Origin of the sequence: Pectobacterium atrosepticum (assembly GCA_019056595.1) — a bacterium.
Taxonomy (GTDB): domain Bacteria; phylum Pseudomonadota; class Gammaproteobacteria; order Enterobacterales; family Enterobacteriaceae; genus Pectobacterium; species Pectobacterium atrosepticum.
Genome location: CP036163.1, coordinates 3,854,525 through 3,870,497 on the forward strand (window position 1 = coordinate 3,854,525; position 15,973 = coordinate 3,870,497).

General features: G+C 49.6%; 19 protein-coding genes. 17 read left to right on the top strand and 2 right to left on the bottom strand.

Annotated elements, in window-relative coordinates; genetic code table 11:
- Positions 1-3: 3 nt before the first annotated feature.
- The 3 genes from traD to DCX48_18260 are packed head-to-tail and all read left to right on the top strand — an operon-like array spanning position 4 to position 3,074.
- Positions 4-2,100, top strand: coding sequence for a type IV conjugative transfer system coupling protein TraD (gene traD, locus DCX48_18250; GenBank protein QXE16279.1), 2,097 nt, complete (start codon positions 4-6; stop codon positions 2,098-2,100).
- 1 nt (position 2,101) lies between these two features.
- Positions 2,102-2,857 carry a TIGR03747 family integrating conjugative element membrane protein gene (locus tag DCX48_18255; protein QXE16280.1) on the top strand — a complete coding sequence of 252 codons (756 nt, stop codon included), beginning with the start codon at positions 2,102-2,104 and terminating at the stop codon, positions 2,855-2,857.
- Between the two features lie 22 nt (positions 2,858-2,879).
- A complete protein-coding gene (locus tag DCX48_18260; GenBank protein QXE16281.1) occupies positions 2,880-3,074 on the top strand; it encodes a hypothetical protein in 195 nt (64 codons plus the stop codon).
- A gap of 141 nt (positions 3,075-3,215) precedes the next feature.
- Here DCX48_18260 and DCX48_18265 read toward each other — a convergent pair whose 3' ends face one another.
- A complete protein-coding gene (locus DCX48_18265; protein QXE16282.1) occupies positions 3,216-3,755 on the bottom strand; it encodes a hypothetical protein in 540 nt (179 codons plus the stop codon).
- Positions 3,756-3,889: 134 nt separating this feature from the next.
- On the opposite strand from DCX48_18265, the gene DCX48_18270 reads away from it, so the two are divergent.
- From DCX48_18270 to DCX48_18320, 11 genes are read left to right on the top strand one after another with little or no spacing between them, the layout of a single operon-like run.
- Positions 3,890-4,210: a hypothetical protein gene (locus DCX48_18270; GenBank protein ID QXE16283.1), complete on the top strand. Its 321-nt coding sequence runs from the start codon at positions 3,890-3,892 to the stop codon at positions 4,208-4,210.
- A gap of 1 nt (position 4,211) precedes the next feature.
- Entirely contained in the window at positions 4,212-4,451 is a 240-nt protein-coding gene (locus DCX48_18275; protein QXE16284.1) for a TIGR03758 family integrating conjugative element protein, read from the top strand.
- A 26-nt stretch (positions 4,452-4,477) separates the two neighbouring features.
- Positions 4,478-4,819, top strand: a complete 342-nt coding sequence (locus tag DCX48_18280; GenBank protein QXE16285.1) for a TIGR03745 family integrating conjugative element membrane protein — start codon at positions 4,478-4,480, stop codon at positions 4,817-4,819.
- Positions 4,820-4,828: 9 nt separating this feature from the next.
- Positions 4,829-5,191 (top strand): TIGR03750 family conjugal transfer protein, encoded by a 363-nt coding sequence (locus tag DCX48_18285; protein ID QXE16286.1) that lies wholly within the window; start codon positions 4,829-4,831, stop codon positions 5,189-5,191.
- A complete protein-coding gene (locus DCX48_18290; GenBank protein QXE16287.1) occupies positions 5,188-5,844 on the top strand; it encodes a TIGR03746 family integrating conjugative element protein in 657 nt (218 codons plus the stop codon). Before DCX48_18285 ends, DCX48_18290 begins: the two co-directional genes overlap by 4 nt.
- Positions 5,841-6,767, top strand: a complete 927-nt coding sequence (locus DCX48_18295; protein QXE16288.1) for a TIGR03749 family integrating conjugative element protein — start codon at positions 5,841-5,843, stop codon at positions 6,765-6,767. The genes DCX48_18290 and DCX48_18295 overlap by 4 nt, the downstream gene beginning before the upstream one ends.
- Entirely contained in the window at positions 6,757-8,289 is a 1,533-nt protein-coding gene (locus DCX48_18300) for a TIGR03752 family integrating conjugative element protein (GenBank protein ID QXE16289.1), read from the top strand. The genes DCX48_18295 and DCX48_18300 overlap by 11 nt, the downstream gene beginning before the upstream one ends.
- Positions 8,290-8,298: 9 nt before the next feature.
- A complete protein-coding gene (locus tag DCX48_18305) occupies positions 8,299-8,742 on the top strand; it encodes a hypothetical protein (GenBank protein ID QXE16290.1) in 444 nt (147 codons plus the stop codon).
- Complete coding sequence (locus DCX48_18310; GenBank protein QXE16291.1) at positions 8,735-9,142, top strand: TIGR03751 family conjugal transfer lipoprotein; 408 nt, start codon at positions 8,735-8,737, stop codon at positions 9,140-9,142. The genes DCX48_18305 and DCX48_18310 overlap by 8 nt, the downstream gene beginning before the upstream one ends.
- Positions 9,142-12,003, top strand: a complete 2,862-nt coding sequence (locus DCX48_18315; GenBank protein ID QXE16292.1) for a conjugative transfer ATPase — start codon at positions 9,142-9,144, stop codon at positions 12,001-12,003. Before DCX48_18310 ends, DCX48_18315 begins: the two co-directional genes overlap by 1 nt.
- Entirely contained in the window at positions 12,000-12,446 is a 447-nt protein-coding gene (locus DCX48_18320) for an acetyltransferase (GenBank protein QXE16293.1), read from the top strand. Before DCX48_18315 ends, DCX48_18320 begins: the two co-directional genes overlap by 4 nt.
- A gap of 101 nt (positions 12,447-12,547) precedes the next feature.
- Here DCX48_18320 and DCX48_18325 read toward each other — a convergent pair whose 3' ends face one another.
- Positions 12,548-12,982 (bottom strand): hypothetical protein, encoded by a 435-nt coding sequence (locus tag DCX48_18325; protein QXE16294.1) that lies wholly within the window; start codon positions 12,980-12,982, stop codon positions 12,548-12,550.
- A gap of 139 nt (positions 12,983-13,121) precedes the next feature.
- On the opposite strand from DCX48_18325, the gene DCX48_18330 reads away from it, so the two are divergent.
- The 3 genes from DCX48_18330 to DCX48_18340 are packed head-to-tail and all read left to right on the top strand — an operon-like array spanning position 13,122 to position 15,927.
- A complete protein-coding gene (locus DCX48_18330; protein ID QXE16295.1) occupies positions 13,122-13,526 on the top strand; it encodes a TIGR03757 family integrating conjugative element protein in 405 nt (134 codons plus the stop codon).
- The gene (locus tag DCX48_18335) at positions 13,519-14,493 is read left to right on the top strand and encodes a TIGR03756 family integrating conjugative element protein (protein QXE16296.1); all 975 of its coding nucleotides are present in this window, start codon (positions 13,519-13,521) and stop codon (positions 14,491-14,493) included. Before DCX48_18330 ends, DCX48_18335 begins: the two co-directional genes overlap by 8 nt.
- 9 nt (positions 14,494-14,502) lie before the next feature.
- Complete coding sequence (locus tag DCX48_18340) at positions 14,503-15,927, top strand: integrating conjugative element protein (protein ID QXE16297.1); 1,425 nt, start codon at positions 14,503-14,505, stop codon at positions 15,925-15,927.
- Positions 15,928-15,973: the final 46 nt, after the last annotated feature.

Here is a 15,973-nt window from a genome sequence, read left to right on the forward strand (position 1 = left end):
TATATGAGCGATCGTTATGTCATTGAGGCATTGCTGCGGCCCGCTGTTGAACTGAACACTGCCGTAGTTTCGGCTACAGCAGCATTTGTCTGTGTGCAGGCACCATGGGCGATTGCGTTGGCCCCTTCAGTCAGTTATGTGACGGCCGGTGGGTTCGCTGTTCTGGCCATGGTACGAACCCGCCAGGGAATGAAGGTACTGCGTTACCGTCGTAATTTACGACGCCTACCACGTTACGTGATGAGTAGTAAGCAGATCCCTGTAAGTAAACGGCGGTTGTTTATCGGTAAGGGATTTATGTGGACGCAGAAACACACCCAACGGCTGCGTGACACGTTACGTCCGGAGGTCGAGCGTTATATTCAGCCGCCAACCCTGTATCAGGCCGCCCGTAAACTAGAGAATGCAGCAGAGCATAACTTGCCCTGGCTCACGAAACTACTGAGCGTAGATTCTCCTCTGAACCCAGTGCGCCCATTACCGCCCGTCGGTGGAAAGCCGGTACTACATGGTATTGAGCCTGATGAGGTTGATGTCACTATGCCACTGGCCGATCGCCCCGGTCATACCATCGTATTGGGTACGACTCGTGTTGGAAAAACACGGTTGGCCGAACTGTTTATTACCCAGGATATCCGCCGTGGTGATGTGACGATTGTCTTCGATCCAAAGGGTGACCCTGATTTATTACGTCGAGTCTGGGCTGAAGCGCACCGTGCCGGGCGAGGTGATTCGCTCTACATCTTCCATCTGGGTTGGCCCGAAATATCAGCTCGTTATAACGCCGTTGGACGGTTTGGGCGTGTCTCTGAAGTGGCGTCGCGTATCTCTGGGCAATTGGCGGGGGAAGGGAACAGTGCTGCATTTAAAGAGTTTGCGTGGCGTTTCGTAAATATTGTAGCCAGAGCACTGGTTGCATTGGGTGAGCGGCCTGACTACACGCTAATTATGCGTTACGTCAATAATATTGCGGACCTGTATCTACGCTATGCTGAGAAAATCATTGAAGAGGAACTACCCGAGCTACAACTGCAGATACGCAATAACTTAGGGGTATTCACTGATGAAGATGTTCCCCGAAATATGCAGGGCCAGCCTAATAGCGTTGGCATTTGGGCAATAGAGGTTGCGTTAAGCTCAGAGGCCGGTAAGAAACTCTATGATCCGATTTTGGATGGCTTGCGCTCTGCGGTTCGCTATGACAGAACTTATTTCGACAAAATTGTTGCCTCTTTATTACCATTATTGGAGAAACTGACGACGGGTAAAACGGCGTCCCTGTTGTCGCCGGACTATCTGGATATGGATGACTCACGCCCCATTTTTGATTGGGAACAAATTGTTCGCAAACGAGGTGTTGTGTATATCGGTCTGGACGCCCTTACAGACAGTGAAGTTGCTACGGCAGTGGGGAACAGCATGTTTGCCGATCTGGTTAGCGTGGCTGGCCATATTTATAAACATGGTATTAATGCTGGACTGCCACAGCAGAAAGAAGAAAAAGCCGTCATTAACCTGCATTGCGATGAGTTCAATGAGCTAATGGGTGATGAATTCATTCCGTTGATCAACAAAGGCGGTGGTGCTGGCGTTCAAGTGACCGCCTATACGCAAACTTCATCAGATATCGAGGCGCGTATCGGGAATGCTGCGAAAACGGCTCAGGTCATTGGTAACTTCAATACACTGATCATGCTGCGTGTCCGGGACAACAAAACTGCAGAATTGCTCACGACACAGCTGCCGCAGGTTGAGATCTACAGTAAAACGTTGGTTTCTGGTCACTCGGATACGGCTAATGTTGAGACTGGACAGGATTTTACATCCAGTACTCAGGATCGTGTTGGTACGATAAAAACCCCGTTGATTGAGCCGTCTGATGTCGTCAGCCTGCCTAAAGGCCAGGCGTTCGCCCTGCTTGAAGGTGGTCAGTTGTGGAAAATCAGGATGCCGCTGCCGACCAATGATATTGATGATGCGATGATGCCAGCAAACTTGCAGGCTGTGGCGACAGAAATGCGCCGTAACTATCATTCCAGTGAGGGATGGTGGAGCGGGCGTTCACTTACTGCTGCAGATCGGCAAGTGGGAGGTGAGTAGTATGGCTGAACCTGCACGTAATCCTCCCCCACAAAAACCAGAGCGACCACATGGATTGCTTTATCACGTGTTGTGGGGCTGGCCATGGAAGTTGATTGGCATTGTTCTCGGCTCGTTATTGCTGAGCCTGCTGATTGAGTACGTGGGCATTGCATTCTTCTGGCCTACAGAAGGGGCGGCACACAGTCAGCAGGTGATGAACACTGAACTGGGCTATTTATCGTCAGAATTCAAGCGTAGTCTGTTGTTTTCCGAGCCCTCTGTCACCGTAATCCATTGGATCAACACCGGCTATCACTGGGCGTTTATCAACAGTGGCTTTATGGATTGGGTTAGTAACCAATATCAGATGCAGGCAAAAAGTCATAGTGAGCTAGGGCGTAGCTTAAACGCCTGGAGTGGTTGGCTGGCACAATCATTGCGGGAATATTTGCTGGCTACTGTATATGTCACGGTAGTTACCTTGGTTAGGGTCACCATCCTGTTTCTCTCGATACCCTTGTTTGCGATGGTGGTAATTGTGGCCATTGTCGAAGGGCTGGGGCGGCGTGACCTGCGGCGCTTTGGTGCAGGCTATGAATCCAGTTTTCTCTATCACCATGCCAAACGCTTGGTTAAACCTGCGTTTTATGTACCCGCTATGCTGTATTTGTCCTGGCCTATGGCGGTCTACCCTAACTTATTATTATTGCCGGCAGCGTTGCTATTTGGTACTGCGATTACAGTAACAACGGCCACATTTAAAAAATATCTTTGATTTTATAGGGGGATAGACGGTAATGAGTGATGAATCCTGTGATGCGACTGTCGCAGCTATTCAGTTTGCGTTGGAGCTGGATGCGGACGAATGCAAGATGTTCCTGCGATACTGGAATGAAGGTGAATTCGATATTCTGCGGGAAGAATGGGTAGGTATTCCTGATGAGGTATTTATTGGCGCAGATCCTCTTTTTCAGAAGATGAGTGTCTCTTAATTGAGCTGGACGAAGGCATACAAAACTTGCTTTTGTGTGCCTTCGTCAGCAGGCAAGCCGCTTGCGGCGCGTCAGTGCCTATAGAATGTGCAGAGAATCCCTATGAATATTACATCGAGAATCAAGGTCGAGTGTACGGCTCTATTTTATGAACCCATAAAACAAACCTATCAATCCTATTAAAAGACTGACTATTGAGATTCTTTGCTCACGTTTTGCTTTTCGTTGATTTGATAAATATATCTCATTCAACGACTTAGATAATTGTAGAATACCAGCATGATCAGTGTCTGTCTTTTTTTGCAAATGTAATAGCTGCAATTTAATGTTTTCAGGAAGATCAGCGAAAGGATCATTCTCTTGATGCCAAACGATAAGGTTTCTGATTTTTTCTAACGGCTCATCAGGACAATCTTTTTCGTTAAGATAGTCACTGAGAATAAGATTAAGCACGCTAGATATTTTTTCCCGTTTTACAACCCATCGTTCAGCTAAAAGATAAATATCTTCATTTTTCATTATCCCTGCATTGATTGCCTTCTTGATAGTCTCCTTACACTTGCGTCTTTTGATGGATTGAAATATGTCGTTTAGCATAAATGATAGTAAGGCTATATATGCTACAGATAAAAGTGGAATGGCTAATGATGCATAAAATGCCGAATTGTTAATAGAATCCATGTAAGTTCCTGTTGCATGAGTGTGTAGGTATATTTTCCATCATAAATTTTAGACATCGCAAATAGAGTTTATCGCTGACCAACCCTCCCTGATTCCTCATCCTATGCACACTGTCAACTTACTGTGAGGTGTGCATGTTTTATCCCTTTCTCCGGCTTGTTTGCCTTCTCGGTGCTTCATTGCTGTTTACCCATTCTGCAAGCGCATCAGAGAAAGACGAGCTGGCCAGCACGCAACGCCTACTCGATCAGGTCCAGGCCTCGCTGGAACGTGCTCGCGTTGTTGCTGCGCAATCTGACCCCGCCGATCGTGCCCGATACCATTTTGACTATCAACGTATTACTGCGGATTTGAATGCCATTAGAGCAGGTATTGATACCTATCTGGCGCCATCCCGGGCGCAGCCGCGTGAAGCCAGTTCCATTGCGGGAAACTACCGGCGGGAGCAGCCCTGATATGTCTATGACTGCTGCACAATCCTCAGCCTTTAAATCTGCATCTGGTTTGGATCCCCAAATACTCAGCCTCATCTGTATCGGCTTTCTGCTGGCCTCGCTGTTTCTGTGGGCTGCCTGGGCATTGGGTGATGTCTGGAATGGATGGGCTAACGAGAAAGTCAGAGATGCAGCGATGGGCAGATTTGCATTAAGGACAGCGATCTTGTTGGTCATCAGCATTTGGATGTTTGCCAGCTAATTTTTTCTACACAGAGGAGTTTCTCCATGTTTCTGTTTCGCCGTTTTATCTCGTTCTTATTTTACATTGGCGTGTTATGCCAATCCGCATTTGCTGCTTTGCCTGGCGTTGAGGCTCCACAATCCAGTGGAGGTTCAGGAATCATGGGGCAGTTCAAGGGGTATCTGCAGGATGGCATTGTTCTGGGAGGACTGCTGGTCGCGGCCATTATGTTTATTAATGTTGCGATTGCTGCCGGACATACATTTGCTGAAGTTCGTAATGAACGTGCAACCTGGACAAAATTTGGCGCTATCGTCGTCGTAGGAGCAATCCTGCTTGTCATCATCATCTGGTTGCTGGGCAAATCTGCCAACATCATTTTGTAAGGTGACGGCATGCGGACCATTCCTTTTTTACCCGATCGCCTGAATGCCGAACCCGTGGTGTTTCGAGGGTTTACCACGCCAGAGTTGGGGCTTGCTGCGTTGTTTGGGACTCTTGCCGGCCTCCTGTGGTCCATATTTCTTATTCCTCTTGCTGGATGGGTCATTATCCCTACAGGGATGCTATTGACCCCTTTATTGGTGGTTGGCTTCGGTGGCAACTGGATAGCACGAATTAAACGCGGTAAGCCTGAGAACTACATCTGGCAAAAGTTGGGAGAAAAGAAACGGCGATTTGGGTTGGGGGAGGGGACGTTGATTATTCACTCTCAGGGATGGTCATTACGCCGTAGCCAATCTAAGGGACGATCATGAGCATTTATCGTAACGCGGTGAGAAATCGCGACCAGCATATTCTGACATTACGCATTGCCTGTGGCGTTCTGGTTGTCCTGCTACTGGTCACGATACTCGGCTGGATGCGGGCACCTAGCAATTTGACGGTTCACAATCCTCCAGATCTCCGGGCTGGTAGTACCAAGCCCTGGTGGGAAGTGCCGGCACCGACAGTCTATAGCTTTGCGTTTTACATTTTCCAGCAACTGAACGCCTGGCCAAAAAATGGTGAACAGGACTATCCCAGCAAAATTTTTAGCCTATCCCCGTACCTGACGCCATCTTGCCTGGATTTTCTGAATGCAGACGCGAAAAAACGCTCATTGGGTAATGAGTTACTGGACCGCGTTCGTGTGGTTTACGAGATACCCGGGCGTGGGTACAGCGCGGAGAGTGTAGATGTTATCAGCCGTGATAACTGGGTTGTCCGTCTGGATCTGGTGACTGATGAGTATTATCACACCGAACCTGTCAAACGCGTACTGGTGCGTTACCCGCTAAAAGTCGTTCGCTGGGCTGGGGATGCTGAACGTAACCCGTTTGGCCTGGCACTGGATTGTTATGACGCTATGCCACAGCGTTTGGAAATTTCACATCAGCCTCAGCCAGAGAAAAAGGGGATTATGCAGTGAAAGTGAAACCTTCCACAGCACGATGGTTTTTTCATCGCGGGTTACTGGTATTTCTCATGACCGTATCGTGGCATGCCGCTGCTGACGAATTAATTAAATGGGAGCGGATCCCGCTGCAAATTCCACTAAAAATTGGGCAAGAACGCGTTATTTTTGCTGATAAAAATGTTCGTGTTGGCTTCCCGCCGGCACTGAATGACAAGTTACGCGTACAATCGACCGGTGGCGCAGTTTATCTCAAAGCGGACAGTGCATTTCCTCAAACGCGGTTGCAGTTACAGGATTTGGAAAGCGGCGAGATTATTCTGCTCGACGTGACTGCGTCATTGAATGGCCCGACGGAGCCTATCCGCCTGGTGTACAGCGGTGATGTGACCTCGGTTGATAATAGCGACCGTCCAGCCAAATCATCTGAGCGTAGTAGCTCATCCTCTGCTTCGGAAACGAAGCCAGACGCGAAAGCGCCTAAGACTCCCCGCTATAACGCACCCTTGCCCGTCGTTCTGACCCGTTTTGCCGCACAAACACTCTACGGTCCTTTACGTGCGGTAGAGCCAGTGAGTGGTATTCATCCCGTTAATCCTCGGCTATCTGGGAAGATCACGACGTTATACCCCTCTGAACCGTTTGATATTACCACGCTGTCAGCCTGGGGCGTTGGGGCGCGCTCCGTTGTAGCCCTGCGTATTCGCAATACATCAAGTCGAAAGGTCGTTCTCGATCCCCGGATTCTTCAGGGGCAGTTTGTTTCTGCGACGTTCCAGCATCGTTGGGTCGGGCCAATAGGCACACCAGAAGACACGACAACATTGTATCTGGTGACCGATAACCGTCCAGAACTGGCATTTGTCGCAGAGCCGGTCGCCAAAATAAGTTCGGCATCAGGTAAGGCCAGTAAGAAGGAGCGAGCTTATGCAAATTAAGTCCAATACGTTGGTCAAAGTGATTGTGCCATTGGTGCTGGCCATCGGCGCATTGATTGGCTTAAAAAGTTGCCAGGGACCCGCTCAGACACAGAATGCCACTGATACCTCAACGACAACGCTGGGATTGTCTCAGGATGAACTCAAGGCGTTAGGCGTTGCGGGTGACACCCCACAGGATACGTTACGTACAGTTGTTGGTTCGTTGAACCAGGTACGCAGTGATTTGGGCAAGCTCAGCCAACAAAATGAGGACCTGAAAAAACAAAATGATGTGTTGACCCGACGTAGTACTGATGTATCCGGACAAGTGAATGAGGCCGTTTCAGGTGTGCAACAGTCCTACGACACGCAACAAAAGCGCTTACAGGATGAGCAGTTACGGCTACAGAATAAAATCCAGGAACTGACCGATAAAGTGGCTAATACGATGAGTAATCCCGGTGGCCATATTAGCGGAGGGAGTAACTACCTGGGATCCTCAGGGCACGGTGATATCCCTCTGGGGTTAGGGTTGGACGGCATGGGAAGTGGTACCACTGGCACCCAGTCACAAGGTGCAGATGGCCTGATATGGGTACAACCAAAAGACCAGAAGCCAACGGATCCTAATAAGACTTCCAGTGCTGGCATGCCAGCGCTCCCTCAGTTTCCTACCTCCTTTCTTAACGACAATGAGCTAACGCGCCAGAAAGCGGCGTATGAGCAACAGGTGAAAGGGTACTCGAACGAAAAAAATGAGGTTACAGCAGAGCCTGTTTACACCTTACCAGAAAATTCCACGCTGATCGGCAGCCGGGCAATGACGGCGCTGTTGGGGCGCGTTCCGATTAACGGCACGGTGACTGACCCCTATCCCTTCAAGGTACTCATTGGTAAAGACAACCTGACCGCAAATGGCGTTGACTTACCTGATGTTGAAGGTGCGATCGTATCAGGTACTGCCAGTGGTGACTGGACGTTGTCGTGCGTTCGTGGCCAGGTCAATAGTATTACGTTTGTGTTTGCCGATGGTACCGTTCGCACATTGCCGCGTGCCAACGCCAACAGCAATGGCAGTAGTAGCGGCAATGATCAAGGTGCAAGTGGCGCTAATGGTGGTATTGGCTGGATTTCTGATGAAGCGGGGATCCCGTGCATCAGTGGCGAGCGAAAATCTAACGCATCTACCTATCTGCCCACCATTTTTGCCCTCTCTGCTGGATCTGGGGCAGCCAGCGCGTTGAGCCAGAATCAGCAAACGACGCAAGCAAATGGTTACGGTGGGATGACGTCCTCACTCACGGGAGACGCAGGGCAGGCCGTCCTTGGCAAAGCGCTGGCCGGTGGCCTGAATGAGACGACTGACTGGGTGAAACAGCGCTACGGGCAGACATTTGATGCGATTTATGTCCCGCCTGGCATGCGATTAGCCGTGCATATTACGAAGCAACTGGCGATTGATTACGAAGATAAAGGTCGCAAGGTTCGGTATGACTTCTCGTTGCCGGCTGATGGTGGCAGTCAACGTGGTTTAGATTAAGGAGGCGAAATGGAAGACGTTCACGCCTGCTGGGAAAATATCTGGATCTTTAGCACGGCGTCCGCAACCGACAGGCTCCGGATTGATATTCATTATTGTCAATCCGATTCTGAATTGTTAGCCAAAAGCCTGGTTGAATCAGCGCAAGCCTCGCTTTACTGGGTTAACGATGCTCTGTTTCTTGATGTCGGTAGCCATTGTATTCCGGTGCTGGAAGGCTGTTTTGTCGTCAGGCAGTTGCCGTCCACGTCACTTAAACGCTTTGAGCTGGCCTGCTTCCTGGAGAAACAGTCTGACCCTTTCCTGATGGCCATCGAACAGGGCCATTTCAATGACTGGCATACCGTCCGGATGACCGTTGCCGAATTATACCGTCATCCGATGTGTCAGTCATTTTCACTCATTGCCGGTCATTTTCACTTATTCCGACGTTCTGGAGAACAACATGCCTAAATACCAGATTATGGCCACGCTGCTCATCGCGTTCTTGAGCGGATGCTCGACCTCAAAAGAAGAAATGCTGCCGGCTGGAGAACACTCCATGTTGGAGTTATGGAATGGCGCAGATGGAGAAGGAACTACTCGACGTTCTGCTCAGGCCCGAGAGGCATTACGCCGACCACTGAGTACCGGGGAGAACCAGGCGTCTTTACATGATGATCGGAGCTACAGTCGCACTCAGGAGAGTGAAATCAGCCAACAGTTCCCCCGTCTGCCGAATCCAGACATGGTGATATACATTTTCCCTCATTTGGCAGAGGGCAGTACGCCAGTTCCTGGTTACAGCACGGTATTTCCTTTCTATAGCCAGACTCAGTATGCGATGCCGGGTGAACGCGTGGAGGCACTGTAATGTTCCCGCTGTTTAATAAAAAACGCCTATTCCGCTCTCAGGAAACCCGAGTGCCTGATGAAGTGATCGGCAGTCTTGCTGAAGGTATTCCACTCCAAGTGGCAGGGCGTCCGTCGCTACAGCTGCCGGGGAAGATGACGATTCAGGATGAGGTAAAGCTGAATCATGCTAACCCCTCAATTATCGATTACCTGCCGTGGGCTGAGTTCTTAGATAGTGACAAATGCCTGCTGCTCGATGATGGCATTTCTGTCGGTGCTGTATTTGACGTGACTCCTGTTGCGACAGAAGGGCGAACGGAAGCGCGATTGGAACAAATTCGCGATACGGTCGAGGATGCCATACAGGACAGCTTTGACGAGCTGGATGAAAACCCCTGGATTGCGCAGTTCTTTTGTCAGGATGAGAACAATGTCGATACCTATATCGACCGCCTGCGGAACTATGTTAAGCCACATGCCCAGGGTACACCGTTTTCGGAAGCCTGGCTGAAAGAGACTGAGCGACACTTACGGGGGATTGCCCGTTCTGAAGGGCTGTTTACTGACACCAAAATTACAGGCCAGCCTTGGCGTGGTCAGCAGCGTCGTACGCGCATGGTGGTATACCGCTGGATTGGTAAAAACAACAGAGACCCGATGCCGCCGATCGCTATGCTCAATCAGGTCTGTGAACGTGTGACCAGCGCATTGTCGGGTGCTGGTGTAATGTGTGAGCGACAGAATGGCCATCAGGTGCATGGCTGGTTGCTGCGTCATTTTAATCCCTCACCGGAATGGGTGGATAAAGACACGTTATATCGTCAGGCAGCCTATTTTGACCGACGCGATACACCTGATGGCACCATGCCGGTACTCAATGATTTTACGGAAACGCTATGGTTCAATCCGCCACGTTCGGACGTGGAGAACGGCGTATGGTGGTTTGATAATCAGGCGCATTGTGCGTTGCCGGTCGAGAAATTACGGCGTCCGCCAAAACCCGGAGCGATTACAGGGGAAATGCTCCGGGGAGAAAAGATCAATGCGTTAATGGATCTCTTTCCGGAAGGTACCACCCTGTGTATGACTATAGTGGTACAGCCGCAAGATAAACTGGAAGCTGATTTTACCCGGCTATCGAAGAACGCAGTAGGCGAGAACACCGAGTCTGGACGTGTTCGCCAGGATGTTAAAACCGTCAAAGAGTACCTGGGAAATCGGCACAAGTTGTACCGTGCCGGACTGACATTTTTGTTGCGTGCCGATGATGTGGAAACGCTCAATCATAAACGGGTTGAACTGACGACGGTGTTGCTAGGTGCTGGCTTGCAGCCAGTGCGGCCGGAGTATGACGTTGCACCACTGAACACCTATTTGCGGGCATTACCTATGTGTTTTAACCCAGAGACGGATAAGAAACACTGGTATACCCGGCTAACGTGGGTACAGCATCTGGCTGGGTTATTGCCTGTAACGGGCCGAGAAACCGGTACGGGTAATCCCGGGATCAGCTTTTTCAATCGCGGGGGCGACGTATTTTCATTCGATCCGTTGAATAAAGGCGATCGCAGCCAAAATGCACATAAGCTGATATTTGGACCGACCGGTGCCGGGAAGTCGGCAACGATGTGCGCGATGTTATCGCAGGTGATGGCTATCCACAGACCCCGACTGTTTATTGCTGAAGCCGGCAACTCATTTGGGCTGTTGGCCGATTACTTTGAAAGTCTGGGGCTGACGGTGAATCAGGTCAGTATCAAACCGGATAGTGGATTGAGTCTTCCGTTGTTTGGTGATGCTTATCAGTTATTGAACAGTGATGTTCCTCTGGCCATTGATGCAGATGCACTGCCTGAGTTGGATGCGGACAGCGAAGAGCCAGGCGATGAGAAGGAGGGTAATAAAGAAAAACAAAAACGAGATATTTTGGGGGAAATGGAGATTTCAGCCCGCATGATGATTACTGGCGGGGATACGAAAGAAGAAGCTGAGCTGAAGCGCGCCGATAGGGCGATGATCCGTGAAGCCTTAATTATGGCGGCTAAAGCTGCCTATGCGGCTTCAGAACAAATGCTACCTTCTCATTTGCAATGTGCATTACTCAATATTTCCATGGATACCGAACGTAATGAACAGCGTCGGACTAAAGCCGCAGAGATGGCCGAATCGTTAAGCATGTTCACACAAGAGGGGAGTTTTGAAGCGGAACTGTTTAACCGTGAGGGGCAGCTCTGGCCAGAGGCTGATGTGACGCTGATTGACCTGGGCTATTTTGCGCGTGAAGGGTATGAAGCGCAGATGGCGCTGACGATGGTGTCACTGACTAACACCGTTAACAATATTGCTGAACGCGATCAATACAAGAAGCGAGACATCGTGTTTGCCATCGATGAGGCGCACATTGCAACAGTGAATCCGCTGCTGGCCCCCTATATGACCAAGATCGTCAAAATGTGGCGAAAGCTGGGTGCCTGGCTCTGGCTGGCAACGCAGAACCTGGAGGACTTCCCTGACGCTGCCGGCAAAATGCTTAACATGGCTGAATGGTGGCTCTGTTTGGTTATGCCGAAGAAAGAGGTCGATGATATCAGCCGCTTCAAATCCCTGACCGATGAACAGAAATCGGTGTTGATGTCGGCCAGCAAGCTGGATAAATGCTACACCGAGGGCGTTGTATTATCGAAGAACGTGCAGGCATTGTTTCGTGCCGTTCCCCCCAGTTTGTATTTGGCGCTCGGTATGACAGAAAAAGAAGAAAAAGTGGAACGACGTCGTTTGATGAATGAATTCCATTGTTCGGAGCTGGAAGCGGCAATGCGGGTCGCCACAGCATTAGATAACGCCCGTGGTTTGGTTGAGCAGGAGAAAGTTGCAGTATGATGACATTGAAATACCCTACGCCGACTATCCAAACGGAGAGTGGCCATTTTCCCATGCTTTTTAGTCTTAAACCGCAAGGCGAGGCGGGGATTTCCCTGAAAAACGATAGCGAACTGCAACAACTACGTGATGCTATTCGCCAACGTTTACCCACGCAGTGCAATGTAACGTGCCATCCTCATAGGGTTGGCACCCGAAGTGCGGTAGCGCTGCATTTTGATGGTGGGCATGGTATCGGTCCCTGCGTTGATATCCTGATCTCTGTTGCCGGCACAACGAGTTGGCCAGAGATTGATGATTACGATCATCCCCGTTGGTACATTTCTGTTCCGGATGCTGTTGATGTAGTTTATTTGGTTCTGTATCTGAAAGAGATAGCTGCAGGCAGTATCGACGCTATCAGCGCTGATGTTTTACGTTCGTATGATGAGTCAAATCAATAGCAAAATTACATAGTGGATTGACAAAGATTAGGGGCAACACCGCAGAGGTTAATAACAAGCAAACTAGGGTGCCAGCAATGTGCTGGCACTATAGATTTCAGTTACGTTTTGCTTTGTTCATTCATTGCGAGTAAGAAAAATGCGACAACAAAGCTGGTGTAATACCAAATTGTTTTTAGTGGAACAATCGATTCAAGCGTCCCGTTAGAAAAAACACCAACAAAACCAAAAGTCAGAAATGCTAGCACTGCCAATGGTATTACAGAATTGTGTATATACACCTGAGCATATATTAATCCCAGATATAGAATCATACTGAAGAATGAGGCGGCTAAAATTTTACCAAAAAAAATAAAGAAAAACTTTATGTACTTTAATTTATCCGAGTCTTCAAGGGAAATGCTCAATACATAGACATCAAGATCCAGTGAAAAGTTTGTTTGATAAATATAACAAGCACATATTAATGGTAATACGATTATTTTACATAAATCTTTTAGGTTATTAATATCAGATATTTTTGGTAATACGTCCATTTTCCCCTCTAGTTAGCCTGCAAATAGGCATAATGACAATTTTATTTTCTTTTTCCCAAAAAGAGTTTATCGCTGTTTATCTGACCATGCTACTGCATGCTGATGGTTGTTGATCAACCCACAGACAAGGAGTATGGCTATGTGCAGCAAAATAGCCGTTTTTCTTTTTTTACTCTCACCTGCGCCATTACTGGCCAATCCCGTTGTTTATACCGACCAGCAACATCCTCCTACCAATCTTACCCCCGAGACTCAGATAGTCTGGCTGGATGCTCCGGAACGGTTGCAGCGTTCCGTGTTTGGCGAGTTTCCCGCATCGATGGAACAAGCGACAGTACAAGCTCAGGTTGTTATGCGCTCCCCGAAGTGGCAACAGCATGAGAATGACCTGCAAACGGCCTATCGTGGTGTGGTGCATGCATGGGAAATTGGCGTGCGCAAATATCCTGCTGTTGTTTTTGACGATCGCGACGTGGTGTACGGTACTGCTGATGTTGCCATGGCTATCGCATATAAAATGCAAGAAGGGGGTAGCCATGAGTAAATGGCGAACCCGACTCCGTCCACTTGCTGTTGGCATTATGCTTACGACGGCATGTGAGCCTGCCGCTATTGCTGCCGTTAATACCGCGCAGATTGTTGCCAGCGCTATTTCGCCTGGATGTATCAGTTGGCGTGTCAGTGGCATTTGTTACTGGCTGTTCTGCACGAATTTCGGTTGCACCATACGAACGTCCGTCAAGGTGTCCCACTTTATTCCCGATGCGGTCGTGTCCACATATATGGCTCCAGGAGGTAACCCCTGGTCAGAAATGTCTCCAGTAAGCCAAGGTGCGGGAGGGTTGGAAAGTACGATTACCAGTGGATTAACTGGAGTTACTGCCGGTGGTGGTAACGCAGCAGACATTAAGGATCCTGGACGAAGAAAATCCAACATCAAATTTAAGTATGCGGATGCGATAGGTCACCCAGCCTCGACACTTATCGGTGGACAAATTCCCGGTTATTCCTGCGACAGTGTCGCCACACCGCTCATGCCGTATTTTCTGAGCACGCTAGATTCTCTCGCCTGGCGAACGGGAATTCCTGAATCACTGTATCCAGAGGCACTCATTCCCGGCCAGCGTGAAGTCGGTAGCATGGCATCAGGAAATATGTGGGGGAATGTTTATCCCCGCTCTGGATTTATCCAGCATACCGATGACGATAAAGCGTCAGCCGTAGTCGCCCAGCGCGTGGCGGACATTATTACGCGTTCTGGCCAACTGCACGTCTATCAGCCCCTGACAGGCTCCCGCCGTGATGGGTACTGGCCCCCCGAACCTGTCGTGGAAAACACCAACAATCACAAGTGGCAGCGTTTGTCTCCACAGCTAACGTCCTCATGCGCCGTATTCCCTGATGGTGACCACATGTCAGCTGAAAATGGCAATGCAGCCTATGCCCTTTGGCAGCCCTACAGTTGCTGCCAACGTCGTGGTCAGCGGTTGTTATCTGCCACTAATTTTTAAGGAATAACGATGAACATGAAATTTTTCGTGTTGGCTATTGGTCTGCAATGGGTTACGCCGTGCGTTCTGGCCGATCAGTTCAACGTCAATTTACCCCAGGCGAACAGCGGAGCGCTGGGGTATGGGGCTGATGTCAGTGGTGCTGTGTCAGATAAACTCTTTTATACGCTCGGTGGCGGTTCTGTGATTTCGCAGCCGGCAACGCGTATCAGTATGCAGAAGCTGGGTGTTGATCTCGGTTGGAGTTCTGATTTGCAGTGTGGCAATTTTGACCTGAAAACGACGGTCGGCAATCAGTTGAATGGCGTGACATCCGGATACAAAAACCTGATGGGGGAAGTCATTCAGGGGGCGACCGGTGCGGTCTCCAGTTTACCTGGTGCCATTATTCAACGAGCGAGCCCGGGACTCTATGACATGCTGACTAACGGTGTTCTCCAGGCAAATGTCGCATTTGATAAGGCCATGTTTAACTGCCAAAACATGACTAAACGGATGATGGATTTTTCGGATTCCAGCAAATGGACGCAATCCGCACAGGCAGATGAATACAAGCAACTGGTTAATAGCGGAAAAGCGGACGCCATTCAAACGGATAACGACTCCCAAAAACTGACTGGCAATAACGGCCAAAATTGGATTGGTGGTCAGCGACGTGGCGGTAAAGGGCAGCCAGCTATTCGCCCAACACACGATTTGGCCGCAGCCGGTTATAACATGATGAATAGCCAGCCGGCGTTGAGTACATCTTCCGTCAGTACCAGCAATTGCACTGGCTCAGTCTGTCAGAAATTCCCTAACTCGGAGGAAGCCGCAAAAGCTGTCGTCCAGGTGCTTGGCGATCGCTCGATGCGGACGTGTAAGGTTGCCACTGACTGCACCAGTGGGGATGAAGGCCAACAACCCGGAACTACTCAGGCGGGAACCGGGTTTGCCCCCATGTTGGAAGAGGCAACGAAAGCCAATCTTGAACAACTGGTGAAAATGGTTAATGGGGCAGAGAAACCTACCGCGGCGAACCTGGGCAAATTGAAAGCTGGGAGCCTGACTATCACCAGTGGTGTTATCCGGGCATTACAACGTGATCCAGATAACGCTGCATTGACTGGTCGGTTGGCCAGCGAACTGGCGATGGCGGATACGGTCGAGACGGCCTTACTGATGCGACGCATGCTGATGACCGGAATGTCTGAGCCAAATGCTGCCGCTCAGGAGGCTGCGGTTGATGAGGGAACTCGTCGTATTGAATCGCTCGATCGGGAAATTAATGCGCTAAAGAATGAGATGGAACTCAAACGCGAGCTGGCACGTAACTCGGTACTGACCATCATTGAGCGGGAAAATAGCCGCGTAGAAACCAATCCGCAGAAGCAAATCCAGGACAACACGGATATGCGCGTCAATCAGATGACTACCCCTGTTCAGGGTAAATAATTATGCCTGAATCTAAAAAGATACAGTCTCAGCCTGTTTTTAAACG